This is a genomic window from Arcobacter iocasae (assembly GCF_042214795.1).
GTDB lineage: Bacteria > Campylobacterota > Campylobacteria > Campylobacterales > Arcobacteraceae > Arcobacter > Arcobacter iocasae.
On record NZ_CP090177.1, the window covers coordinates 2,851,663 to 2,878,438 of the forward strand.

Consider the following 26,776-nt stretch of genomic DNA (forward strand, 5'->3'; position numbering starts at 1 on the left):
ATGGTGGAAATCACACAACAACAGATGGTTCACAAGGTAGCAGTACTGCTATAGCAAAAGGTGGAGACTGGTTAAGCTTTGATGAAATAACAAATGGACTTGATGCAACAATGAGTGCAAATTCTATTACTTTTGGTGGATACACTCCAAATATAGTTGAAATAGAGAACCTTTTTGGTACAAAATTAGCTGATATATTAAGAGGGGATAGTAATAATAACACTCTTCATGGAAATGAAGGTAATGACACAATATATGGAACAGCAGGAAATAACTTCCTAATAGGTGGAGAAGGTGATGATACTTTAGAAGGTGGAACTGGTATTGATAGATATGATGGAGGAAATGAATCTTTAGTTTCAACAGATGATTCAGTTTTATATGCAGGAAGCTCAAATCATGGAACAAATACAATTAGTTTTTATGATGCAAATAATGCTGTAAATATTGATTTAGCTTATGACAATGGTGATGGTACTTTTGGAAGAGTTTTAGATGATGGCTCTTCAAATCATAATGTTGAAACATATATTAGAAATATAAATAATATAACAGGAACACTAAATTATGATGACATATTAAAAGGAAATAATGAGTCAAATATTATAAGTGGACTTGGTGGATTAGATACTATTTATGGAATAGGTGGTGAAAATACACTTTCAGGTGGTACTGGTAATGATACTATTTATACTGCTACTTCAAAAACAGGAAGTGATAGAGGAGATATTGCTTTAGGTGGAGAAGCAACAGATAGATTAGTAGGGTCTTTCCACAAGGATTTATTAATTGGTGGTCAATTTGTAAATAATAGTGGAACTGTAACTTACACAGATATAAGCGTGGATTGGCTTGATTATAGTTCTCATACAAGTACTCATGACTATGGAGTAAATATAGATTTATCTACTGTTTCTGCTGTTACTTTTACAGGTACAGATTCTGATAGAAGTGATTATGATAGTGATTATTCCAAAATATACGAGTTAGATAATACAGGAGCTTCAACTACAAACTTTGATTATATAAAAGGTATAGAGTATATAAAAGGAAGTAATTATATTGATACTTTAAAAGGTGATAGTAATAATAACTCTATTTTAGCTGGTGATGGTGATGATGTTATTTATTTAGATTCGGCTGGAAGTGATTATATTGATGGAGAAGGTGGTTCTAACTGGCTTAGTTTGGAAGATAACTATAGAGGAACTATTCGATTAGATAATAATTTAGCAGGTACATCAAATGGAAATGTAGAGATTCACAATGTAGCTAATGTATTAGGTAGAAGCTCAAGTGCTCAATCTGAAACTGTATGGGGTGGAAATGTAGATAATACTTTTATTCTATTTGATGGAAATGATACAGCACTTGGTGGAAATGGTTCAGATGTATATGATATGGGTGCTGGTAATGATAGAGTTTATTCAAACTATGGAAGTGATACTTTAATAGGTGGCGCTGGAACTGACACAATAGATTATTGGGGGAATTATGGTTCTAATCAAGGTTCTATAACTATTTTAAATAATATAGTAGCAGCTGATTATAATAATTTAGCTACTGGACTTGGAAGTTTAAGCATTACAGATAAAACAGTGCAATATAGTAAATTAACTGTTGATTTAAATGGTGTTGGAAGTATTACAGATGGTGAACATTGGTTTTATCAAATAACAGATGGTAGAGGATATACTGATTATCTATATGCCACATCTAATCCAGCAAATGCTTTTGATATAAATAATTCAAATCCTGATTTTGAAAATTATAGTTTAGGTTCAAGAGCAGATATATTTAGTGGTAGTAATTTATCAGAAGTTGTTTCAGGTAATAATGGAAATGACACTATTTGGGCAAATGGTGGAAACGATAATATCTCAGGTGGATCTGATGAAGATACAATTTTTGGAGTTTCTGGAAATAATGTATTAAATGGTAATGGTGGAAATGATCTTATTTTTGGTGGAATAGGAAATGATAATATATATGGTGAATCAGGAAATGACACTATATATGCAAAAGCTGGTACAAATAATATAGATGCTGGAGCCAATGATGATATTATATATGCAGGAAAAGGTGTTGATGATATAGATGGGGGAAGTGGGGAAGATACATTAAAATTTGATGGTGCCAATACAAGAGTTGTTGTAAACTTAGGAATTGATGTTTTATCTTATGATAGTTCAACAATAACAGCTGGTAAATTTATATCTAGTTGGAAAGATGGTTCAAATGCAGAACAAACAGGAACAGTAAGCGGAATTGAAAATGTAGATGGTACAGACTTTAATGATACGATTAGAGGAAGTGATTCTGTAAATACATTAAATGCTGGTGCAGGTGATGATTATATTTTTGCAAGTTTAGGAAATGATAATATTGATGGTGGTACTAATACAGCTGGTGACTCTCAAGGTTATGGTGACTGGTTAGATATTAGTTTAATAACTACAGATAGTGGAGCTAGTATAAATCTTGGTGGTGGAACAGGACCAATAGGAGTTAGATTTGATGTCTCTGCAACACAATATAATCAAGTTACTACAAATATTGAAAACATACAAGGTTCTCTTCAAAATGATGATATCCTTGGTAATTCTTCAAATAATATATTAGATGGAAATAGTGGAGATGATAAAATCTATGGTATCTCTGGTGAAAATACACTATTAGGAGGAGAAGGTAATGATACTCTTTATAGTGGAACAGGTAATGATATTATAAATGGAGAAGCTGGTAATAATAGTGTTGATTATACTCATAGCCATACTGCAAATGTAAAAGTAAATCTTGATAGTTCAACACATAATGGTATAGCTTCTATGACAGGGCTTACAAGTACTATGACAGATATCTTATCAAATATCCAAAATGTAGTTACAGGTGGAGGTAATGATACAATTTGGGCAAACAGTGATACTAATAGCATAAGTACTGGTTCAGGAAATGATGTGATTTATGGAGGAACTGGAGTTGAGGTAATTAATTCAGGCTCAAACAATGACTATATTTATGCAAGCCAAGGTAATGATATCATAGATGGTTCTACAGAAATTGATATGGTTGATTATTCTTCAAGTTCTACAGGTATTACAGTAACTCTTGGAGATAGTGGAGCTGAAACAAATTTAGAACATACAATTGGTGGAAATGCTTACACTGATAAACTTACAAATATAGAGGCAATAACAGGTTCATCAACAGTTTCAAATAATCTTACTGGTAATAATATGGATAATACTTTAATTGGTGGAAATCAAACAGATATTATCAAAGGTATAAGTGGTGATAATAGACTTGATGGTGGTGCTGGAGTTGATACAATTTATGCAGGTAGTGGAAGTGATGAAATTATTGGTGGAAACAATGCTGAAAACTGGTTATATTATACTGACTTAGGAAGTACAAATATAAATGTAAGTCTAAGAAGTGGTCAAGCTACATATGGAGCCCAAAGTGATAGTATAACTCAAATTAGACATATTAAAATGGCAAATGGAACAAATACAGTAGAAGGTGACCAATTTGATAATACTTTAGAAGGTGGAACTGGAACAGATACTTTAAGTTTCTCTGGTGCTTCAAGTGGTGTAACAGTAAATGTTACAGCTAATGGTGTGGGAACTGCTAACGGTGATGGAAATGATAATTTTACAGGATTTGAAAACTATACTCTTTCTTCAAATGCAGATACAATAAATCTAAGTGATGTATATGGAAGTACTATTGATGGCGGAAATTCATTAAGTGATGAGGTTGATTATTCAAATATAAATACAACATTAACGGTAACAGTTGCAAATGGAAATACAAGTGCAACTGTTACAGATGCTTCTAAAACAGATACATTAAAAAATGTAGAAAAAATCATCGGTGGATCAGGTAATGATACATTTGTAGTTTCAGATGTAACAAATATAGATACTCTTGATGGAGGACTTGGAACAAATGAACTTCAATTAAGTGGAAGTAATCTTGACCTATCTTCTGTGACATTATTAAACTTTGATAGTATTACTGTTGCAGCTGGAGATATTTTAACTCTTAGTGCCACTGATTTAGATGATAAAACTATGACTATTACACTTGGAAATAGTGCTACTTTAGAAGTAATAGCAACCAGTAATCCTAATGACCATGATTTTGGTGGAATAACAGTTTTAAAAGAAACAAATGCTACGGCTCAATTGATTTCAAATGAAACAGTTAATTTAACAACAAAAAATCTTAACAATATTTTTGATACATATACAACGACAAATGGTACTTTATCATTAGGTGAATCTCAAGTTATTGGTAAAACTATATCAGGGGCAGGAAGTGCTATTGTAGAAATAAGTGCTGATAGTAATCAAGATTATAGTTCTATTCTAACACTTGATACCCCTACAAATGGAACAGTTAAATTCACAGCAAATTCAACCTTTACAGGAGATTTTGCAAATTCAAATATTGTAGTAAATAATGCAGTTACATTAAGTACAACTTTTGATAAATTATCTGGTAAAACGGATGTATTAAGTGGTGCAGGTAATGTAACTCTTTCTGATACAAATGTGGATGCAAGTAATGTAGATGCTGTAGCAAATGCTATAGATGGAGTATTAACTGCAACCATAACTACAGGAGAGGTAAAAGCGACATTAGATGCAATCACAAATGTAAATGCTAATGATAATATTACCTTTACTACAACTGATACAACTGTAGATGCAAGCGATTTAGTTGACTTAAATGCAAAAGTTGATACTTTTGGTGTAGATACAATTACAGATATTACAGAAGCTTATAATACAACAAATGTAGCAACAGAGGTTGTAAATGCATTAAATATTACTGGAAATACAGAAAAAGTTCTAATAACAGGTGGTTCTTTAGCAGCAAGTGATGTAAATACAATATCAGCTGCAACAACAGGAGTTGTAACAGCAATAGTAACAGCAGCAGCTGCATCAACCTTGGCAAGTGCATTAACAAATACAGATACAAATGATGTATTAACAATAACAGTAAATGCAGAAACTGGTGGAGTAGCTACATCTGCTAGTGATCTTGTATCTTTAAATGGAGATACCAATCAAGTTATTACAATGAGTGCAGTAACAAGTGTAAGTGGTACATATAGTGACTTAAATGATATATATGTAACAAATGCAGCACAATATAATGGTGAAGGGGATGAAGCAGTCACAATTACAGGAACAGTAAGTGCAACACAAGCAGATACAATAGCAGATGCAACAAGTGGAATAGTAACAGCAACAGTAGCAGCAGATAGCGCTTCAGCATTAAACTCAGCATTAGAAGATAGTGGTTCACAAGTAAATGCATATAGTTTAACTATAAGTGGAACAACAGTATCAGCTTCTGATTTAATTACTTTAGATAGCAAAACATCAGTTGCAATTGATACAAATACAAACATAACAACAATAACTGGAAGTGCAGCAGAGTTAAAAACAGTGCTTGAATCAACTGGTATAAATACAGCTGCAAATGTAAATATTGAAATTACTGGAACGACAGCGGTAACATTAGCCCAATTAAAAGCAATTAATGATGCAACCAGTGGAGATATTACATTAAATGCTCAATCAATAAGTGCAGATTATTCAGGTCTTTCATCAGATGTAAAAGCTGCATTTGCAGGAAATATTACAGAACATACTGGAACAATTCACTTAACAGATACTTCTGTTAGTGCAAGTGATGTAAATATAGTAGCAAAAGTAACAACAGGAGTAGTAACAGCAGTAGTAACAGCAGATACAGCAGCTGCACTAGTTTCAAACTTAACAGATGCCTCTTCAAATGATGCTTTAACTTTAACAGTAACAGGAAGTGCAGCAGCATCAGATTTAAATATATTGGATGGCAAAACATCAGTTGATGTAATAGTAAATGCAACTAATGTAACTGGAAGCTACAATGATTTAAACAGTTTATATGTGACAAATGCTGGAAATTTTAGTGGACTAGGTAATGAAGTTATAACAGTAAGTGATACAACTATATCTGCAGGTGATTTATCGACAATAAATACTTACACTACAGGTAATGTTGATGTTACAAATGTAACTAATATAGAAGGAACATTAGCAGAGGTTAATGCACTATATGGAGAATCAGGATTTAGTAACTTATCTGGTAATACAGTAGATTTATCAACTTCAGGTAATTTTGATAGTGTTACTGACTTTAGTAATATAAATAATGGTGATATTGATAATTTAAATTTTGATACTGGTGATGATAAACTCTCTTTTACAGATAGTTCAAGTTTTGATAACTTTACTAATAAATTTAATAATATTGATTTAAATAGTGGAAATGATGAGTTTGATTTCTCTTCAGCTGTAACAAGTGATTTAGATTTTAGCAATGTTTCAAATCTTGAAACATTGAATTTTAGTGACAATGATGATTCTGTAACTTTTGGAAGTGATGAATATACTGCTGGTATTAGAACATTAAATTTAGGAGATGGAACAAATACAGCTGACTTAAATGCAGATACTTCATCTTCTGTAAGTGTAAATGGTGGAATAGGAAATGATGAATTTGTACTTGACTTTAGTAGAATTAGTGAAAAGGATTATCAAGTAGATGGTTCTGCGGGAAGTGATACTATTACACTACATGGATATAACGGTCAAGATGCTCAAAGTTCACTTAATAATGTATTTAATAGTATGGAAAAATTAGACTTGTCTGATTCTGGTGGAACATTTACAATTGATGCAGATGTAATTAATAGTTGGAATGGTACATCTAATGAATTTACAATAAGTGGGGCAGGGGATGATACTTTAAATATTACGACAACAGATAATAACTATAGTTGGTCAACTGATGGTACAACATGGAATAGTGGTGATATTAGTGATGCGGGAGCCGGTACATATTATATAGATACAGATAATAGTACTCCATCTACTGATTTAACAATACATGTTGTGGCATAGAACAAAGGTTCTTGCTTTGTAATGGGTTTAAAAAGAAATAAGAGATAAAATAATTTAAATATAAAAGGATAAAAATGTATAAAAATATAGAAGTTTTGGATAAAGAAAAATTTAAAGATATAAAGTTTACGGAAGTAGAAGCAAAAGAAGTTGGTAAAAATATCGGACTTATACCTCTTGGTTTTACAGAAATTTGGAATGCAAGTCATGATTGTGCTGTTATAATAAGTGCTGGTGAAAATGCTGAATTCTTAGCTTTTTGTGGAGTTACAAATGAAGTTACTATTTTCAATAAAGAAAATGTTTATCTACCAGCATTTATAAGAACATATCCTTTTTTAAATATGGATGTTAGAAATGAAAAAAATGAAGCTAGTAGTGTTATAGGAATAGATAAAAACCCACAATTTGTAGCAAAAAATAAAAAGATATCTATAATAGATAAAGATAAAAATATTTCAAAAGAAGCAAATGATAAGATTGAATTAGTACGGGAATTAAATAGACAAAGAGAAGTTTCAAGAAAGATAATTTTAGAACTAAAAGAGCATGATTTATTAGTTAAAAAAGATTTAAATGTAAAAGTACAAGAAGAAGAAAAAGTAATTTTAGAAGAGTTTTATATTATTGATATTCAAAAACTTATTAAACTTGATGATAAGATATTAGCTACTTGGGCTAGAAAAGGTTGGATGGGTATATTTGATGCTCATGTAAAATCTATTGCTAATTTTAAAAAAGTTTTAGAATCAAATAAATAATTAAACTAACGGAGATTACGATAGAAAATTTATTAGAAAATAATGGATTTAATAGATTAGTAAAAGGCAAAAATGGTTATTGCCTTTATAATCATAATGATATCTACATTGGCAAATCAATAGAAGAGTATGGTGAATTTTCAATCCATGAGGCAAATTTATTTGAAAAGACTTGTAAGGAAGGTGATATTGTTTTTGAAGTGGGTTCTAATATAGGAACCCATACTCAAATACTATCTCAAATAGTAACTAACAAAGGTAGAGTTATAGCCTTTGAACCCCAAAGATTAGCTTTCCAAACCCTTTGTGCAAACTTGGCAATTAATAGTATTACAAATGTAGATGCTTATAATCAAGCAGTTGGTCAAAAAGTTGATAAAATAAATGTACCTGATTTAGATTATTCAAAAAGTAATAATTTTGGTGGAATAAGCTTAGAAAATATAGAAAAGGGAAAAGAAGTTCATCAAAGAACTTTAGATGAATTTATTGATAAAGTAAGTGCTTTTGATTTTTTGAAAATAGATGTGGAAGGCATGGAAATAGATGTTCTTCTTGGGGCTAAGAAGATTGTATCAAAATTCAAACCAATTATATATTTAGAAAATGACCGACAAGAAAAATCAGAAAAACTAATAAACCTAATGTGGTCAATGGGATATAAACTCTATTGGCATTTACCTCCTTTGTATAATTTAGATAATTTTTTCAACAATGACAATAATATTTTCCATAATATAGTTTCTGTAAATATGCTTTGTATTCATGAAAGTATGAAATATGATTTTGATTTAAATGAGTTTAATTTAACAGAGATTACTGATGCACTTTATCATCCTATAAGCCAAAGAAAACTAGAAAAACAAAAAGAGTATAATGATAAATTAAAAGAATCAGCAACTGCTTATAAAAACAAAGATTATCAAAAGGCACTAAATATCATCTCTTATTTGATAGAAAAAGGGTATAAAACAGCAGAAGTCTATAACAATCTAGCTCTTTTATATAGTAAACTTCAAAAATGGCAAGAATCAGTTGATTCTTACCAAATATCTCTAAGACTTGACCCAAATTATTTAAATAGTTATTTTAATTTTGCAGCCTTATTAAAGGGATTAAAAAGATATAAAGATGCTTTACAAGTTTATGTTATGGGTGTGAGAAAATATCCAAAAGATTTTAATCTACATAATAACATTGGAATGGTTTATGAGACTTTGGGAGAAGATAATAACGCCATTGAAGCATATAAAAATGCTGTTAGAGTTAATCCAAAATTTGCAAAAGCAATTAATAATATAGCAGTAATTTTATATAAACAAAAAAGATACAAAGAGTCTAGTGATATGTTTGAGTTAGCACTTAAAACAGACCCTAATTATGTTGAAGTATACAGTAATCTAGGAGCTGCACTTAATCGCCAAAAACGGTATGATGAGTCAATAAAAGCTTTAGAAACATCCATAGAAAAACTACCTAAGAGCGCAGGGGCCTATACCAATCTTGGGAATGTATATAATAAACTATTTGAGTATAAAAAAGCAGAAGAACTTCACAAAAAATCTATCAAACTCGAACCAAAAGGCTCTAATGCATATGCAAATTTAGCCTCATCTTTAAAAAACCAAGGATTAGTTAAAAAGGCTATAGAATCTTATAGAAAAGCAATCACACTTGAACCAAATTTTGTAAATGCACATTTTGATCTTTCTACTGCATTATTAACTTTAGGTGAATTTGAAGAGGGCTTTTTGGAATATGAGTGGAGATTTAAAAAAGATGAAATGCTTCCTCATATCGTAAAATACAAAGAGATATTTTCAAAACCAATGCTTACAAAAAACACTAAGGCAAAAGATAAAGTTGTTTTAATACATAGTGAACAAGGATTTGGTGATAGTATAATGTTTGCAAGATTTATACCTCAAATAAAAGAAAAATTTTCTTGTAAAATTATATTTAAAGCACGGGATGAACTTGTGGAACTGTTAAAAAATAATTGTGATATTGATGAAGTTTATTATAGAAGTAAACCAACACCAGAATTTGATTTTCATCTTCCTATTATGAGTGCAGCTTTTGTCTTAGGTATTAAAGATTATAAAGATTTTAGTTCAAGTGCATGTATAAATAATCTAGAAGATGATAAAACTTTAGCTATACAAAAAGAAAATAAAAAATATAATATTGGGATTTGTTGGAGTGCAAGTGTAACAGGTGAGAGTTATGAAGGTAAAGTTTTTGATTTAAAATACTTTGAACCTTTAATAAATAGCGAAAATTTTAATATTTATTCTTTACAAGTTGGTGATGGAAAGAGTGATATTGAAAAAAATGGTTTTACTAATAAAATTATTGATATAACAGATTCTTTAACTGATTTCAAAAAAACTGCAATTTTTGCAAAAAAGTTAGACTTAGTTATAACTTCAGACACAAGTGTTGCTCATCTTTGTGGTGCAATAGGCGTAAAAACATGGACTTTATTGCAAAAATTTCCAGACTGGAGATGGGAAAATAAAGGTGAAAAGTCTTATATGTATGACTCTATGAAATTGATTAGACAAAAACATGATAGAAATTGGGAAACAGTTTTTCAATCTTTGTTTGATAAAGTTCAAAAAGAGTTTAAAGTAAAGTTATAATACTTTAAACTCTTTATTAAAATATAATTCTTGATATTTATATAAAGGTTAAATATCCTAAAAATCAAACTGAGCCATAACTCTATATGTTCGACCTTGCCCTGGGATTCTACCCACTGGACTTATATCTACTCCTCTAAAGTAATAATCTTTATCAAACAAGTTATTTATTCCAAAACTAAACTTAGCATTTAGTTTGTCATTTATTTTAACTTTTGTAGAGATTTTTGTATTCCATAACATGTAAGCAGGGTTTTCACCTGTGCTACCTGTGATATTTTCTTTTTTTGTATTTGCAGTATCAGAAAAAGTTTTACTTAGATATATCCCTGTAAGGTTCAAGTCATAATTACTTGCACTATAATCAGTGGCAAGACTAAATTGATGTTTAGATACCCAAGGAAGTTTTTTACCCTCATTTTCTCCTGATTTTTGTTCTGTATCTAAATAAGTATAGCCAAGAGTAAATTTTGTATGATCAGTCGCTTTTAAACTTAATAGGGTTTCAATACCTTGATGTAAAGTTTTTTTATAGTTTTTAAACTCATCTTCTGCTCTTACATATTCAATTTGATTATCATAATCTATTCTATATAAAGTTGTTGTAGCACTAAAGATATCATTTGGTATATATCTAGCTCCAATTTCATAATTCCAAGCTAATTCAGGTTTTAGTTCACCTTCTTTTGTCACTTGTGCAACTTGAGGTGTTTTAAGTGATTTTTGGGCATTTGTAAATAAAAACAACTCATTTGTTGCTTGATATCCAACACTAAGACCAGGTAGATATTCACTCATTCTTTTATTTTTATTATTGTCATTAATATTATCATTAAATTTCATTTTAACTTTTTCTAATCTTAGTCCTGGTGTGATTGTAAAATCACCATTCATCAAACTAATAGTATCACTAATATATCCTGCATATGCATTGGTTTTTATTTTCCAATCTCTTACAGTATTTTTTATATTATCATTAAATTTTGTTTGATATAAGAAATAATCAACATCTTCATTTACATATCTTGCACCAAATGTTATTTTTTGATTTTGAGTTGAATATGTAAATCTTGGCTCTATTCCATAAACATCTATTTTTCTATCAGCAGCTCGAATAGAGTCTTCTGTTAGTGGTGTAAACCCTTTATTTTGAGCATCATTCCATCCCCATGTAAATTTTCTTTTACTTGATTGTGCAAAGTTTATAAGACTAAATTCAGTGTTATTTGTAGGATTTAATGTATATGTTAAAGAAGCTCTTTTAGTACTTCCTTCAAAGTTGTCATTTTTTCTTTGAGAAATAGTTCTATCTTTTTCATAATCTTCTGGAAGTATTGCTCCTGGTAAATCAGCATTTGCTTTATAGTATTGAAGAGTTGATTTTAAAGAACTGTTATCTGTAGGATAATACTCAGCATCCAATATTACATTTTTAATATCTGTATCAGAATGATCTCTATATGAATCACCATTGATACCATTATATTGTAATTGCAATCCTAAATCATCTTTTACAAATCCACCTGTTCTTAGATAAGTATCAGTTAAAAGATTTCCCTCATCAGATGTTGTTAATGTCTCTTTTAAAGTTGTTTTTACTTCATTTGTAATAGGTTTTGTAATAAAGTTTATAACTCCACCAACATTATTGGGTCCATAATGAACAGCTGCACCACCTCTTACTATATCAATCTTTTCTACTGTGTCCATTGTAACTGGAAACAAAGACAAACTAGAGTGACTGTATGGGGCCAAAGTTGCAGGTATACCATTTACTAAAGCATTTAAGTAGTCACTTCTTCCAGGTTTTAAACCTCTAACTGATATATTTGGAAGTACACCTGTCCCTGTCTCATCTTGAATTTGAATACCTGGAACTGTTCTTAAAGCTTCTTCTAAATTAAGCGCTGGAGTTTTTTCTAAGTACTCAGAGTCAAGAACAGTTCTTGAACCTACATATTTTTTAACCGTTTGTGTTGATGCATCTCCTAACCAACTTCCTTGCACTTGTACATCTTCTAATTGAGTAGTTTCTGTCTGCGCATAAGATATAGTATTTGCTAAAAGTATTAATGCAACCGCATGTGATATTTTCATCTTTTCCCTTTTATAAATATAATGATTGGAATATTAACGATTTATTCTTATACTAATATTAATAACGATTATCTAAATCATATAAATAAGTTATATATGAATATGTATAAAAAAAGATAAAAATTTGTTATTCTAAGAAGAAACAAGTACAATACGGAAAATAAAATATTAAGATAAATATAATGGCACATAAAGAACATAAAAAAGGTTTACATTTAAGAAACCCCCACAACAAAAGATATGATTTTCCACAACTTATAAAAAGTTTACCAAAACTTGCAGATTATGTTTTTAAAAATAAGTATGATGAAGTATCAATTGATTTTGCAGATGCAAAGGCTGTTATGGCATTAAACAAAGCACTTCTTGCACACTTTTATAATATCAAAAAATGGTCGATACCTGAGGGCTACTTATGTCCTCCAATTCCTGGGCGAGCTGATTATCTTCACTATATTGCTGATATCTTAGCTGAGTTTCATGGTGGGAAAGTACCAACGGGGGCAAAGATAAAAGGTCTTGATATTGGTATAGGTGCTAATTGCATCTATCCAATAGTTGGAAATAGTGTTTATGGCTGGTCATTTGTAGGAAGTGATATTGAAAAAGAGTCTATTGAGTCATCTCAAAAGATTATAGAAGATAATGACTCTTTAAAGGGTAATGTTGAGTGTAGATTACAAACAAACCATGACAGTATCTTTACAGGTATCATAAAAGAAGATGATAGATTTGATTTTACTTTGTGTAATCCTCCTTTTCACAAATCCCAAGAAGAAGCCCAAGCTGGAAGTAAAAGAAAGGTACAAAACCTTACAAAACAACTTATAAATAAAGCTTCACTAAACTTTGGTGGTAAAAGCAATGAACTTTGGTGCAAAGGTGGAGAAGTAGCCTTTGTAAAAGCTATGATAAAACAGAGTAAAAAGTATGCTAAAAACTGTTTTTGGTTTAGTACAATCGTATCAAAAAAAGACAATCTACAATTTATCTATGACACTATTGATTATGTAAAACCTACAGAGTATGACACTATAGAGATGCAACACGGGCAAAAGATAAGTAGAATAGTTATCTGGACATTTCTTACAAAAGAAGAGCAAAAAGAGTGGGCTTCAAAGTGGCAGGATTAAGAGTTATTAAGTAACTCTTGCCAATCCTCTTTTGTATCCACATCGAAAGAAAAATTATCAGCTAAATCAACACTTTTGGGCTCATATTTTACAAAGAGTTGTTTTGCGCCTTTGTTTCCTTTTAGGTTTTGAAGTTCTTCAAAGTATTTATTGGGAAATATTGTAGGTACTGCGTAGTGATTTTTATATTTTGAGCAGATGATTTTATCTTCATTTTTATTTGATAGTTTTATTAAGTTTTCATAATGTTCTATTGGTATCAAAGGCTGATCGCAAAGCATTATTAGAACTTTTTTTTCTTTTATATTTGATACTCCAAAGGCTATAGTATTTCCCATACCTTCTTCGTAGTTTGGGTTTGTTAGTATATTTATTTTTTTATTTTCTATATTTGTTTTTATCTCTTCACTTTTATGACCTAAGATGACTGTTACATTTGAAGTTAATTTCATAGCTTTTTCAATTGCAATATTTATAAGCGTTTTACCCTTTAATTTTAATAGTTGTTTTGGCTCTCCAAGACGACTTGAAGTTCCAGCAGCTATTATTAAAACAGCTAGATTAATGGATTTTTCCATTTTTTCTAGCTTCTATTTGTGCACATATTGATAGGGCTATTGATTGGTGTGTATGTCCACCTATCTCAAAACCAACAGGGGCAAAGAATCTTTTGTCATCTTCAAGTTTGAATTTTTCTTTTTTATCTCTCATGCTTATTTTATTTCCCATAACACCTATGTATTCAACTTTTGAATTAAGTAGTGCTTTTAGATAAGTATCATCTGTTTTTGGACTATGACTTAATATAACTGAAGCATTATATTCACTTAAATCCATAGTTAAGATATCTTCAAAGTTCTCTAACTCTATTATTTTATCTACTTCACTTACATAATCTTTATTGATATTTATGTCCATAAGTGTAGTATTCCAACCCATTAGGTTAGCCATACTTATAAAAGATGTAACATGAGCACCTGAACCAAATATCAAAATAGAGTAGGGCATTTTGATTTCTTGGTAGAATTTATCATCTTCAAATTTTGTTACTGTAGTTCTATCTGTAAATACAAAATCATCATTTTTTATATTTCTAATTAGTGTTTTATCAATACTTTTTAAAGCAAGACCTAGTACTCCATAATCATCTTTTTTGGGAAATACTTGAAGAAAATATTTACTAGTTCCATGTCCTGAGGATTCATCTTTTGGGATATTTTCAAAGTATTTTGATTTTTGATTTTTAAAGGCAGTTTTTGCATACTCTAATATTTGTTTATGTAAATGTTTACTTCCTAAAACACCTACAAACTCAAAGTTAGAGTTTATAAGCATAAGGTTTCCAGCCTTTGCATATGTAGAACCTAGTGTTTGGATAACACTAACTCCTACTAAGTCAAGACCTTCTTTTTTACTTTTTTGAATAAATTTTAAATACTGTTTATTTTCAAACATAATTTATTAGCCTATTTTTATTGGCATAGAGTGGTATCTTTTTCCTGTAGCATCAAAAAGTGCATTTGGTACTGCTGCTAAGATTGGAGGAACACCTGGTTCTCCTATTCCACCTATTTTCTCACCTGAGTTTATAATATTTACTTCTATTTCAGGAGAATCTGAGATTCTACTTACTGTATAATCGTAGAAGTTATTTTGTAAGGCTTCACCATTATTTATTGTTATTTCACTATATTTAAGTGCTGCAATACCAAAGTTAATAGAACCTGCTATTTGGTTTTTTACATTTTGGGGATTGAATGCAAATCCACAATCAACACTTGCCCATACTTTTTCTACTTTGAAATCATCTTTTGTAACTCTCACCTTTGCAATTTGAGCACAAATAGTTCCAAAAGATTCGTGAATAGCTACACCGTAACCTACATTTTTCTCTTTTTTTCTATTTTCCCAATTTGCTTTTTCAGCCACATCTTTTAATATATTTATAAATCTATGGTCTTTTAACATATTTATTCTATATTCAATAGGATCAACACCCGCTGCAAATGCTGCTTCATCAACTATACCTTCAACTGTTGGTGAGCTTTGTGTATGTCCAACTGATCTCCACCATAATACTGGTACTGGAGAATCCATTGTAAATGCTTGCATATCATGACTATCTATATCATAAGGATGATCTACTAATCCTTCTTTTTGTGCTCCATCTACTCCATTTTTAAATCCAAAGGCTTCAAAAGGAGAACCTTTGAAAATAGATTGTGAAGCTACTTTTGCATCAAAAGCTGTTATATCTCCGTGTTTATCTAAGGCAACTTTTACTTTGTTTTTATATTTTGGTCTATAGTTACCCATCTTGATGTCATCTTCTCTTGTCCATAAGGTCATAATTGGGAACTCTTCATCTTTTGAAACAAAAGCTCCATCTAAAACGAAGTCTCCATTAATAGCTCCTCTTCTTCCAAAACCTCCACCTAAATATGGAGTATGGTATGTAACATTTTCACCTTTTACACCTAATACATTTGTAATAGCCCCTAAAGCCATAGTTTGTGATTGAGATGATGACCAAACTGTTGCTTTATCTTTTTCATGATGAACTACTATTCCTAATGGTTCCATTGGTGCATGTGCCAAAAATGGAAAGTCATACTCAGCTTCGATTGTTTTATCAGCACTTGCAAAAGCTTTTTTAGAATCTCCATCTTTTCTCATAGGTGACCCATCTTTTTCCATTGCTTTTGAGTATTGATCATTTAGTTCTTTATCACTTGTGTTTTTGAACTCATCTTTGTCCCAAACAACATTTATATCAAGTAATGCCTCTTTTGCTATCCACCAATGTTCAGCAATAACTGCGATTCCTGAAGGGATTTGTTTTACTTTTATTACACCTTCTTTTTTTAAGGCTTTACTTGCATCAAAACTTTTTACTTTTGCTCCAAAAACAGTAGGGTGATAAACTGCTGCATATTTCATATTTGGAATTCTAACATCTATTCCAAATTCTGCTTTTCCAGTAACTTTTGCCCACATCTCTTTTGGATGTCTAGAGTGTGGTTTTCCTACAAATTTACAATCTTTTAGTTCTTTTACTTTAGGATTAGTAGGAACTTTCATAGTTGATAAATCACTTACTAAGTCACCAAAGTTCATGCTTTCTTTTGTTTTCTTATTAAAAACTTTTGAGTCTTTTGTATAAACATCATAAGCTCTTACTTTCCACTTTTTAGCAGCTGCCGTTATTAGCATTTCATTAACTGCTGCTCCTATAGTTCTCATTTGTAATTGTTTACTATAAACAGATGATGAACCACCTGTAATCATCAATGGTCCAAAAATACTATTATATACTGGTGCTATTTTTGCAGGTACAATATTGATATCTTTCCAATCTACATTTAACTCTTCTGCTATACACATAGCCAATGTTGTATATGTACCTTGTCCCATCTCAACTTGTCCAACAATAAAATTGATATTATTATCTGGTGTTATTTCAACAAAAGCATTTGGTTGTAATGCTTTTTCATTTTTTTTAGTTTCACTAGCTCTTGATTTAGTTGGAATATAAAATCCGATAACATATGCTGCACTTACAGCTGTAGTTGTTTTTAAAAAATCTCTTCTTTTCATCTTACACCTCCGCTGTTGCAGCTTTTATAGCTGTTTTTATTTTGTTGTATGTTCCACATCTACAGATATTACCATCCATGGCTTTTAGTATATCATCTTCACTTGGTTTTGGATTTGTTTTTACAAGACTTGCTGCATTCATGATTTGTCCTGATTGACAATATCCACATTGTACAACATCTTCTTGTACCCAAAATTTTTGTAGTTTTTGTACAGTTTTATCTGTTTGTGTTTCTATAGTAGTTATTTTTTTATTTCCTATTGTATTAATAGGAGTTTGACAGGCTCGTATTGCTTTGTCATCCAAAAGCACGGTACAGGCTCCACATTGTCCCACTCCACATCCAAACTTTGTACCTGTAAGATTTAAGTGATCTCTTAGCACCCAAAGTAATGGTGTTTCAGGATTTATATCTAAATTATAATTTTTTTCATCTACTGTTATTTTGAAAGACATCTTTTTTCCTTTTTTTAAACTATAAGAGAAATTTTAATATAAAAATCTTAATTCTAAATAAACTATACAGTTTAGTTTATTTTATATTTATTTATATAATTTTAGATACAATTTATCCATGAAAAAAAATAGACCATTAAATGAAGAAAAAAGAAAAGCAATATTAAAAGCTGCTATAAATGAATTTTATGAAAAAGGATTTGAAGGCTCTAGTATGGATACAATCTCTAAAGAAGCAAATGTATCTAAAGCTACTGTTTATAATCACTTTAAAAATAAAGAAGAGTTGTTTATAGCTATTACTGAGATTTTAAAAGATAGACTTTATGAAAGTTTCAAATACACTTATAATAAAGATAAGCCAATAGAAGAACAACTATATGAAATGGGTAAACAAGAGTTAGATTTCTTAAGTGATGAAGAAAATATTACTTTGATAAAGATTGCAACAATTGTAATGATTCAAAAAAATCAAATTGGTCTAAAAGTTTTAGAGACAGTAAAGGATGATTGTATGATAACAGTTGCTCAATGGTTTGAAGATGCTAAAAAAGATGGAAAATTAGATTTTGAAAGTAGTTCTTTTGTTTCAAGACAATTTATTGGTATGATAAAATCTTTTGTTTTATATCAACAATTTTATGGTGCCCCAACTCTGCCAAAAGAAGAGCATGAAAACCTTTTAAAACAAGCAGTTAAGATGATAAAAGTGTTGTACAAAAAATAAATATTTTATTTTGATTCAAACTCTAAAAACTGTAGTATAATTCGTTTTTTCAAAGGCGAACACATGGCATTCAGAAACTATGCCCCTATATTTAAAGAGATAAGAAGTAGTAGCTTCTTAAAAATACAATCTCTAACACTGTTTTTAACCACTTACATTGATTGGACATTAATTCCATTTGTTACAAAACTAGAAGGAACTTATCTGCCTGTATTTATGATAAGTTTTTATATGCTTGTTGGTGCATTGGATGGATTTATTCAACCTTTATTTAAAAATATAAAGATTTATAAGATTTATATGTTTGCTATAATTTTAGATGTTATTCAAATATTTTCTTATCTAGTATTTTCTTCTTCGATTTTGACCTTTACATATGTTATTTTGACTATATTTACTATTCAAGGTATTACTTTTGAAGTATCAAGAATACATACCGTAGATTTTATGCAAGAAGAGAAGGTACATTTAAAAGATTATTTGATGATAAGATCTTTTATGATTTCAGGTGCTATTGTTGCAGGAAGTGCTAGTGCAATGTTATTTGATTACTTTTCAAGTGATTTAAAAATATTATTGGTGTATTTGAGTATTTTAGGAGTATTAGGAATTTTATTACAAATAAAACTATACAATAAATTTAAAAAAAGAATTTATGGCTCTGTGATTAAAATAAAAAAAGATAAAAAAGAGTTATTTGAGAAGTTTAGACTATAAAGTAAAAAGAGGATTATGTTAATATACATTTATAAAAAATAATATGGGGATGTTGTGAAAAAATTATTAAGTATTATATTTGTATTTTGTATATTATCAAAGGGAATTTTTGCAGAAGAGTTGAATATTATAGATAAAGATAATAATAGTTGGCTTCAAGTTTATAATAATCTACAAAAATCACAAGCTCTTGAAGAAAGTATCAGACAATTAGAAAAAGATATAAGAAAAGCTAATCCACAAAAAAAAGCAGAATTAAAACAATTATTGAGTCTTCAAGAAAGCAAAAAAGCAATACTTGATGAATTACCTAAAAGTTTTAACAGTATGTTAGACAAAGTAACAATTAATACAAATGTAAAGGATATAAATCTAATAGAATATCTTTTTGCAAGTAAAAAGATAAAATTTGCTGCTCAAACTCAAAAGTTAAATTTTTTAAAAAACCAGTATGATGAAGCGGTTGAATATTTAGAAAATGAACTTAAACTTACTATTTCACAAGATAATAAAAACCTTCAAAAAGAAGAGCAATTACAAAAAGAAATAGCATATTTTGAAAATGCTAAGGGATTATTAGAGGGTAAAGAAGAAGTTTTAAATCGTACAAAAGATTTATATTTTAATGCTTTAAAAGAGTATGGAGAAACCCAATTTGTAACTCATCTTTTAAATTTATCAATTATAATTTTACTTTTTATAGTCTTTTATATTATAAAATATTTTATTATCAAAAAAATTGATAATGAAGAAAAACTATTTAAAGTGAAAAAAGTTTTAAATATCACTTTTTTTATAATAATATTTTTAGTGGCAATTGCCTTTAATATTAATAATATAATTTATGCTGCAACTCTTATTGGTGTTATTGCAGCTGCAATGACTATCGCTATGAAAGAGTATTTACAAAGTATTGCTTCTTGGCTTCAATTGATACTTGGTAACCAGATTCAAATAGGTGATAGAATTTTAGTTAATATTGATGGAAATCCTGTTATTGGTGAAGTCATTGAAATATCACTGTTTAAAGTAAGTTTATATGAAAGTATAAATAATACTACTTCTTCAAAAATAAAAATTGCTGGACGAATAATATTTATAGCAAATAATGTTTTTGTAAACAATTATGTATATAACTATACCCATGACAAGATGAAAAATATCTATGACATGATAGAGTTAAGTATTCCTTTTGGAGAAGATACTCACAAAGTAGAAACAATAGCTTTTGAGGTTGCTTATGAAATGACTGAAAGATATATGGAAGTAGCAAATAAACAGTTTCAAAGTATGAAGAAACGATATGATATGCGTTCAAGAGAATTTAGACCAAGAATACATCTTATTCCTGATTCAAAAGAGCCTTTTTTTACTCTTCGTATTTGGTATGTAGCCCCTTATCATCAAATCATGGAATTGAAATCTCAACTAAGTCAAAAAGTTGTAAAGAGATTACTTGACGAAGGAATCTCTTTTTACTCTAAATAGTTTTGTTTAGTTTTTGGTAATACTTAAATGCATTTATGATGTTATAGCTTAATATCATAGATGAAATTAGAAATAAAAGAATCGCTACATAAATAAAAGGTTTAAATAAAAGAGCCAATAAAAATACAAAATAACTAACAATAAAAATATTGTATTGAAGTTTCATATATTTACTTTTTATAACTTGCGACATTTCTGCATCAAATATCATTTTTGAACTAAGATGAAACCATGTGAGAAATGGAACTATTTTATATAACATTCCATTTATTATTGAATATGCAAAACCAAGACCAAAAACAACTGCAAGTAGAAAATCAAAATCAATCTTTATCCAAATACTTATCATCCAAATAACACAAGCAAAAGATAAGTTTATCATAGCAAAGAACCAAAGATTTATAGTGGTATCTATTCTTGGTCTTTTTCTATTTTTTAGTAAATATATTGTGGTAAGTGAAAAGATTAATGTAAATACAGCTAATAGAGTTTTAAATATTGGCACAAACTTTGAATCAGTAATTATAAATAGTGATAAAAAAATTAGAATTAATGAAATTATCCAATAAAAATGGTTTTTTATAAAAAGTGGATACTCTTTTGTCACATAAAACATAGGAACCACTTTGTATGAAACTCCACTTATTAGCATGATTAGCCAACCAAAAAAGATAGAAGTAATATGTACATCTGCAAAGTTTTTAGAAGTAAAACCACTACCATGATTTATTAAGGTAATTACTCCCAAAATTACTCCCAAAAATAAAAAGCTAAGTGCTGTTATAAATGTCTTAACTGTAGGATTTTTGTCTTTGGTTTTTAAAATAGTAAAAAAAGTACTTAGTGCAAAAAATATAAGTGCAATTAACAAACACAAAGATGCAATATGCATAAAGATTTTAATTGAAAATAAAAAGCTTATTATAAAACATATTGTTCCTATATTAAAAAAAAGAAGTACAAATATCGCTTGAAAATTTACTTTTTTATATGCAACACCAATAATCACAGGAATCATTTGAAATAATGAACCAATCATAACATGGGTAAAAAAGCCTAAAGTTAATATATGAGTTATTGCAATAGCTTCATAATAATATCTATTTTCAATACCACTTGCATAAATAAACATACAAAGGCAAAATCCCACCAAATAAAAACTAGCAATAATATAATATATCATCGGTATTTTATAAGGTGGAGCTTGATCTAGTGATAAACCTTGCATTTTCATTTGTTGCCTTTATAAATTTTCATCTCAAAATAGTTCTCATCATCTTTTATAACTTCATAATTTAAACTATTTTTTTCTAGTGCTTCAAAAAGCTTACAAGGACTCATTCTATGTATGAAAATAAGTGTTTCATCATTTTTAATTTCATGTATAGCCTCTAAAGCTTTTAAAAGAGGGTAAGGGGCTTCAAGCTCACTTACATCTAGAATAGTAGTTTTATTTGAATTCATAAGATTGTAGTTTTTCTACAATAGCATCATTATCATTGTTGAAAAGGTTTTGCATCATTGTATATAACATTTGCTCTTCTTTTGAATTGTGTTGTTGAATAAGTATCATCAAAGATTCACTAAGACCAAAAAATCTATCACTATCTTTTTCATTAATAGCTTCTTCTAGTTTGGGAAAGATTGTTCTTGCTTGATCATGCTCCATTTTCATAACCTTAGTTGGACCACAACCACCATTTGCAGATCTTTCATCAAACATAGGAAACAAATAACTCTCTTCTATATCAAAATGTTTTAAGGTCTCATGTTTAAACTCATCATTTAACTTTGATACTTTGTCCCAATTTCCATCTTCTACTTCATTTTCAAGTTGTGCTAATAATTCATCGCACTCTTTATGGTTATGTGTCATATACTCTTTAATTGTCATTTTATTTTCTCCGATTAATTTTAAATTTTGTAATCTTTGCATAAAATCAAAGAAATTAAATTGATACCAATCAATACAAAGACAAATAATGAATATACATGAGTATTATTTCTTTGATTCTTTAGATGAAAAAGAAAAAAAAGAGCTAGAAAAAATAAGTAGAAAAAAGAGTTATAAAAAAGATGAAATACTTTTTTATAAAGGTGATGAGGCAAAATATTTATATCTTTTAGTAAGTGGAATAGTAAAAGTGTACAAACATGATTACAAAGATAATGAAGTAATAATTCACAATTTAAGAGCACCTACTTTTATAGCAGAAATTGCAAATTATGAAGAGATACCTTATCCTGCTAATTGTTCTTTTGAAGTAGATTCAGAAGTTTATGTAATAGAGTATAATAAATTTAAAGAAAACTTTTTATACAAGCCAGAAATCTCAATGATGCTAATTAAATCACTTACTAAGAAAATAAAAGCTTTAGAAAACTTTATTAACTTTAACATAACAGCAGATAGTAATATAAAGATAACACAATTTTTATATGAAAATGAAGATATCCTTTCAAGCTTAAGACAAGTAAAAATTGCTTCAATTTTAAATATAACTCCAGAGACATTATCAAGAAAAATATCAAAACTAAAAAAAGATAAAATCATTGAAAATAATAAGGGTCATATTAAAATATTAGATCACAAAAAGTTAAAAGAGTTATTCCAATTTTAGAATTTGATTAGAAGGATATTTTTGTACAGCTAAATAGAAGATATTTATATTATTTGTTATATTAGATATTTGGGCACTATATTCTTTTATTTTTTCATTCATCTCTTCATGAGTTAAACTCTCTTTAAAAACTTCTTTTATTTCATTATTTTCAATAGTCTCTTTATATAAATCAAATTTTTTAGTATCTGAATTAAATTTAATTTTTAACATTTTTTATTTCCTAAAATAGATATTTATTTGTATCTACTAAATAATTATTTTATAAACTTTATTTGATTAATAAACGATTTTTCGGTATTCTTATAAGTTATAACGGATAACAAAATACACATAAAACATTATAATGTTGATAATATCACAATATAATGTTTAAAGTCAAGTAAAAAATACATTAAATTGTTGCATAGGAAACATAATATTGATTTATAAAAGAATTAAACATGTTAGAGAAGCTTTGAATTTCTCTTCACAAAAAGATTTTTCTGAAGCTTTAAGTATGCCAAGTAGAACTTATCAAAGTTACGAACAAGCTAAAGTAAAAGACATACCCCATACCTTTCTTGAAAAGTTGAATTTAAGATATAACATTTCAATTGAATGGTTAATATCAGGTGAGGGAGAAATGTTTCTTAAAAAAAATAAAAATAATGAAGAAAAAGATTATGTAGAGTTAATAAAACAGTATTTAGAACTTTTACCTTATAAACAACAAGAGTATTATTATCATAAAATAAAATCAGATATTTTAGAAATTGAAATAAAAGAAAATATTAATACAAATATATAAAAACACCCTAATAAAAACATTATCTTTTCTTAAATCTTTTTAGATATAATCTATGCACTTTATAAAGCTGGAAATTAATAAATGATTGTAAATATAAAACTACCAAATAATATTTCATATGACATAACAATTGATGAATTAAAAGAGTTGACTTTTGATAGAAAAGTTGTAATTGTAACTAACCCAACTGTTAGTGGATACCACTTAGAATATTTAAAAAATAAAATAAAATCTAATAACTTAAGTATAGTAACTATACCCGATGGTGAAGAGTATAAAAATATGGAAACCATTGATATGATTTTAAATCATTGTTTTGAAAATAGACTAAATCGTAAATCTCTACTAATTGCATTTGGTGGGGGTGTAATTGGGGATATGACTGGATTTTGTGCAGCTATTTACCAACGAGGTATTGATTTTATACAAGTACCCACAACACTATTATCACAAGTTGATGCAAGTGTGGGAGGTAAAACTGGTGTAAATAATAAGTTTGGTAAGAACTTAATTGGAGCTTTTCATCAACCACGAGCTGTGTACATTGACCCGTACTTTTTGACTACTTTGCCTGCAAGAGAATTCTCCGCTGGAATTGCAGAAATTGTAAAAATGGCAGTAACTTTCAATAAAGAATTTTTTGAATGGATTGAACAAAATGATTTGACAAATGTTGAAAACATAAAAGTTGCCATCAAAAAATCTGTTGAAACAAAAGCTTGGGTTGTATCTCAAGATGAAAAAGAAAATGGAATAAGAGCTGCTTTAAATTATGGACATACCTTTGGACATGTAGTAGAAAATGAGACAAAATACTCAAAATATCTACATGGTGAAGCTGTAGGTATTGGTATGATTATGGCAAATGAAGTAGCAAAAAAAGTAGGACTTATGAGCCAAGAAGATACTATAAGAGTAAAAAAAGTTTTGGAAAAATATGATATTCCCACAACTTATAAAATAAGTGATGTGGAAGATTTTTATGAGCACTTTTTCTTAGATAAAAAGAGCCTTGATGATAAAATTAAATTTATCTTGCCCGTTGGTATTGGTGATTGTAAAATCACTGATGAAGTATGCAAAACTGATATTATTGATGTTTTAAAAGGATTTTAATTGAGAAAAATATTTTTTCTGATTTTTTCTATTGTATTTACAATAAATTTAAGTGCTGCAAAAATCGAAAATCCAAATGACTCTGCTGTTGCAAATGAAAATGTAAACACTCAAGAAGAGTCTAAGTTAGTTATGTTAGAACCAACGCCTGAAATTAAAGCTAAGATTGATAATTATCTTTTAGAAATTAAAAAAATAAATGATTTATTAGAAGATGATATTTTAATAAAAAGATATTCTAATTATATTGCATATAGAAGTATTTCTAAAGAGTTACACTCTTTAAAAGATGAATTAACAGATGTAAATAAGAAAAATAGGGATTTATTATACAAAGTAGAAAATAAAATTAGAATCAAAAAAAATGAGTTAGAACTTATCTCTGAATATAAAGATTCACCTATTGGAAAGTTGATTGATCCTCCAGAAATAGAGAAATATGAACCTATAACAAACCCTTTTGGTATTATCAATGCTCTTTCATATAAAAAGAAAATGAAAGATCACAAAAAAGAGTTTAATAGAACTATTGATGAAGTTTCAAGGTTAATTACTCTTTTAGATGAAAAGATGCTTTTATACCTTGATTTATATAATTTAGATCCAAAAGATGAGTATGAAAAGAAAATAAACTTTTTAGATAGTGAGAAAAAAGACTTCAATATGGTTTTAGAGATTTTGTCTACTACTAGTGAAGTTTATACAAGAAAAATCGAACAAGTTGTTTTAGAAACTGATAGTCAAATAGCAGAGCAAATTTCAAAATCATTTATTATTTTTTCTATAATTGCTGTTGTCTTTATATTTTCATTTTTAGTAAAACTTGCTCTTAAAAAGTATTTTTCACAAAATGAAAACTTTTATATGGCAAACAAAGTTATAAATTTTGTTTTAGTTCTTTTGATTGTATTGATTGTGCTTTTTTCATATATTGATAATGTTTCTTATGTTATTACTATCTTAGGGTTTGCATCTGCTGGTATTGCTATTGCTTTAAAAGACTGGTTTATGTCTATTTTTGGATGGATGGTAATAGTTACTTCTGGTTCTATTCAAGTTGGAGATAGAATAAAAGTTACAAGAGGTGGTGTTGAAGCAGTTGGGGATGTTCTTGATATCTCATTATTTAAAATTACTATTAGAGAAGATATTACTTTAACTTCATACAAAGTAAATAGAAGAACAGGAAGAATATTTTTTATACCAAATAATTATGTTTTTTCTGAAATGATTGCAAACTATACCCACTCGGGATTAAGAACAGTTTGGGATGGTATTGATATTACTATTACTTTTGATTCAAACTATAAAAAAGCACAGCATATAGCAAAAGAGATATTAAAACACTACTCAAAAGGTTATACAGATATTACAAGAAAACAGTTATCTAAAATGAGAAATAAATATAACTTAAGAGCAACAGGAGTTGAACCTAGAGTTTATACTTTTGTTGAACCTTACGGGATTGTAATCTCTTCTTGGTATCTTACTAACTCTTATGCTGCACTAGTTTTAAGAAGTACAATGTCTCCAGAAATTTTGCAGGCATTTATGGCAGAGGATGATATTACAATAGCTTATCCTACACAACAAATTAATTTAGGGTCGAACCAAGCAGAACGCGTTCCCCCAGCAGATTTACCAGAGGCTCCATAG

Annotated in this window: 20 protein-coding genes (1 of these 20 cut by a window edge); 11 read left to right on the forward strand and 9 right to left on the reverse strand. The window is 28.9% G+C overall.

The genetic code is table 11. From position 1 onward, the window contains the following. The 3 genes from LXN10_RS14210 to LXN10_RS14220 all read left to right on the forward strand — a co-directional run. Positions 1-6,971: the end of a hypothetical protein gene (locus LXN10_RS14210; protein WP_375723637.1), read on the forward strand. 20,518 nt of this gene lie to the left of the window's left edge; 6,971 of the gene's 27,489 nt are visible here — the last part of the coding sequence; its start codon lies beyond the left edge, outside the window; it ends in the stop codon at positions 6,969-6,971. A 74-nt stretch (positions 6,972-7,045) separates the two neighbouring features. Further along, entirely contained in the window at positions 7,046-7,732 is a 687-nt protein-coding gene (locus LXN10_RS14215) for a SapC family protein (RefSeq protein ID WP_375723638.1), read from the forward strand. Between the two features lie 200 nt (positions 7,733-7,932). After that, positions 7,933-10,377: an FkbM family methyltransferase gene (locus LXN10_RS14220; RefSeq protein WP_375723639.1), complete on the forward strand. Its 2,445-nt coding sequence runs from the start codon at positions 7,933-7,935 to the stop codon at positions 10,375-10,377. Between the two features lie 57 nt (positions 10,378-10,434). On the opposite strand, the gene LXN10_RS14225 is transcribed toward LXN10_RS14220, so the two are convergent. After that, complete coding sequence (locus tag LXN10_RS14225) at positions 10,435-12,474, reverse strand: TonB-dependent receptor family protein (protein WP_375723640.1); 2,040 nt, start codon at positions 12,472-12,474, stop codon at positions 10,435-10,437. A gap of 182 nt (positions 12,475-12,656) precedes the next feature. Between LXN10_RS14225 and rlmF the strand changes: the two genes are divergently transcribed. Next, complete coding sequence (gene rlmF, locus LXN10_RS14230; RefSeq protein WP_375723641.1) at positions 12,657-13,607, forward strand: 23S rRNA (adenine(1618)-N(6))-methyltransferase RlmF; 951 nt, start codon at positions 12,657-12,659, stop codon at positions 13,605-13,607. Here the strand turns inward: rlmF and LXN10_RS14235 are convergent. The 4 genes from LXN10_RS14235 to LXN10_RS14250 are packed head-to-tail and all read right to left on the reverse strand — an operon-like array spanning position 13,604 to position 17,661. Continuing rightward, positions 13,604-14,185 (reverse strand): nucleotidyltransferase family protein, encoded by a 582-nt coding sequence (locus LXN10_RS14235; protein WP_375723642.1) that lies wholly within the window; start codon positions 14,183-14,185, stop codon positions 13,604-13,606. The two genes, rlmF and LXN10_RS14235, sit on opposite strands and share 4 nt — an antisense overlap. Continuing rightward, positions 14,169-15,062, reverse strand: coding sequence for an XdhC family protein (locus LXN10_RS14240; RefSeq protein ID WP_375723643.1), 894 nt, complete (start codon positions 15,060-15,062; stop codon positions 14,169-14,171). Before LXN10_RS14240 ends, LXN10_RS14235 begins: the two co-directional genes overlap by 17 nt. Before the next feature lie 6 nt (positions 15,063-15,068). Further along, complete coding sequence (locus LXN10_RS14245) at positions 15,069-17,204, reverse strand: molybdopterin cofactor-binding domain-containing protein (protein ID WP_375723644.1); 2,136 nt, start codon at positions 17,202-17,204, stop codon at positions 15,069-15,071. Position 17,205: 1 nt separating this feature from the next. Next, positions 17,206-17,661 (reverse strand): (2Fe-2S)-binding protein, encoded by a 456-nt coding sequence (locus LXN10_RS14250; RefSeq protein WP_375723645.1) that lies wholly within the window; start codon positions 17,659-17,661, stop codon positions 17,206-17,208. 118 nt (positions 17,662-17,779) lie between these two features. On the opposite strand from LXN10_RS14250, the gene LXN10_RS14255 reads away from it, so the two are divergent. The 3 genes from LXN10_RS14255 to LXN10_RS14265 all read left to right on the forward strand — a co-directional run bounded on the left by LXN10_RS14255 (position 17,780) and on the right by LXN10_RS14265 (position 20,593). Then, complete coding sequence (locus LXN10_RS14255; RefSeq protein WP_375723646.1) at positions 17,780-18,388, forward strand: TetR/AcrR family transcriptional regulator; 609 nt, start codon at positions 17,780-17,782, stop codon at positions 18,386-18,388. 63 nt (positions 18,389-18,451) lie between these two features. After that, a complete protein-coding gene (locus tag LXN10_RS14260) occupies positions 18,452-19,105 on the forward strand; it encodes a hypothetical protein (protein ID WP_375723647.1) in 654 nt (217 codons plus the stop codon). 54 nt (positions 19,106-19,159) lie between these two features. Then, on the forward strand, positions 19,160-20,593 hold the full coding sequence (locus LXN10_RS14265) for a mechanosensitive ion channel domain-containing protein (protein ID WP_375723648.1): 1,434 nt from the start codon (positions 19,160-19,162) through the stop codon (positions 20,591-20,593). Here the strand turns inward: LXN10_RS14265 and LXN10_RS14270 are convergent. Genes LXN10_RS14270 through LXN10_RS14280 form a run of 3 tightly spaced genes read right to left on the reverse strand, consistent with a single transcriptional unit; the run spans position 20,586 to position 22,487 of the window. Beyond that, complete coding sequence (locus LXN10_RS14270) at positions 20,586-21,827, reverse strand: hypothetical protein (RefSeq protein ID WP_375723649.1); 1,242 nt, start codon at positions 21,825-21,827, stop codon at positions 20,586-20,588. The two genes, LXN10_RS14265 and LXN10_RS14270, sit on opposite strands and share 8 nt — an antisense overlap. Next, entirely contained in the window at positions 21,824-22,057 is a 234-nt protein-coding gene (locus tag LXN10_RS14275) for a sulfurtransferase TusA family protein (RefSeq protein WP_375723650.1), read from the reverse strand. Before LXN10_RS14275 ends, LXN10_RS14270 begins: the two co-directional genes overlap by 4 nt. After that, positions 22,044-22,487 carry a hemerythrin domain-containing protein gene (locus LXN10_RS14280; protein ID WP_375723651.1) on the reverse strand — a complete coding sequence of 148 codons (444 nt, stop codon included), beginning with the start codon at positions 22,485-22,487 and terminating at the stop codon, positions 22,044-22,046. The genes LXN10_RS14275 and LXN10_RS14280 overlap by 14 nt, the downstream gene beginning before the upstream one ends. Positions 22,488-22,575: 88 nt before the next feature. Here LXN10_RS14280 and LXN10_RS14285 point away from each other — a divergent pair, with 88 nt between their 5' ends. Continuing rightward, the gene (locus tag LXN10_RS14285; RefSeq protein ID WP_375723652.1) at positions 22,576-23,214 is read left to right on the forward strand and encodes a Crp/Fnr family transcriptional regulator; all 639 of its coding nucleotides are present in this window, start codon (positions 22,576-22,578) and stop codon (positions 23,212-23,214) included. On the opposite strand, the gene LXN10_RS14290 is transcribed toward LXN10_RS14285, so the two are convergent. Then, on the reverse strand, positions 23,200-23,427 hold the full coding sequence (locus LXN10_RS14290) for a hypothetical protein (RefSeq protein ID WP_375723653.1): 228 nt from the start codon (positions 23,425-23,427) through the stop codon (positions 23,200-23,202). The genes LXN10_RS14285 and LXN10_RS14290 overlap by 15 nt on opposite strands. Positions 23,428-23,635: 208 nt before the next feature. Between LXN10_RS14290 and LXN10_RS14295 the strand changes: the two genes are divergently transcribed. From LXN10_RS14295 to LXN10_RS14305, 3 genes are all read left to right on the forward strand, one after another. Then, positions 23,636-24,004 (forward strand): helix-turn-helix domain-containing protein, encoded by a 369-nt coding sequence (locus tag LXN10_RS14295; protein ID WP_375723654.1) that lies wholly within the window; start codon positions 23,636-23,638, stop codon positions 24,002-24,004. 81 nt (positions 24,005-24,085) lie between these two features. Beyond that, positions 24,086-25,120, forward strand: coding sequence for a 3-dehydroquinate synthase (aroB, locus tag LXN10_RS14300; RefSeq protein WP_375723655.1), 1,035 nt, complete (start codon positions 24,086-24,088; stop codon positions 25,118-25,120). Beyond that, positions 25,121-26,776 carry a mechanosensitive ion channel family protein gene (locus LXN10_RS14305; RefSeq protein ID WP_375723656.1) on the forward strand — a complete coding sequence of 552 codons (1,656 nt, stop codon included), beginning with the start codon at positions 25,121-25,123 and terminating at the stop codon, positions 26,774-26,776.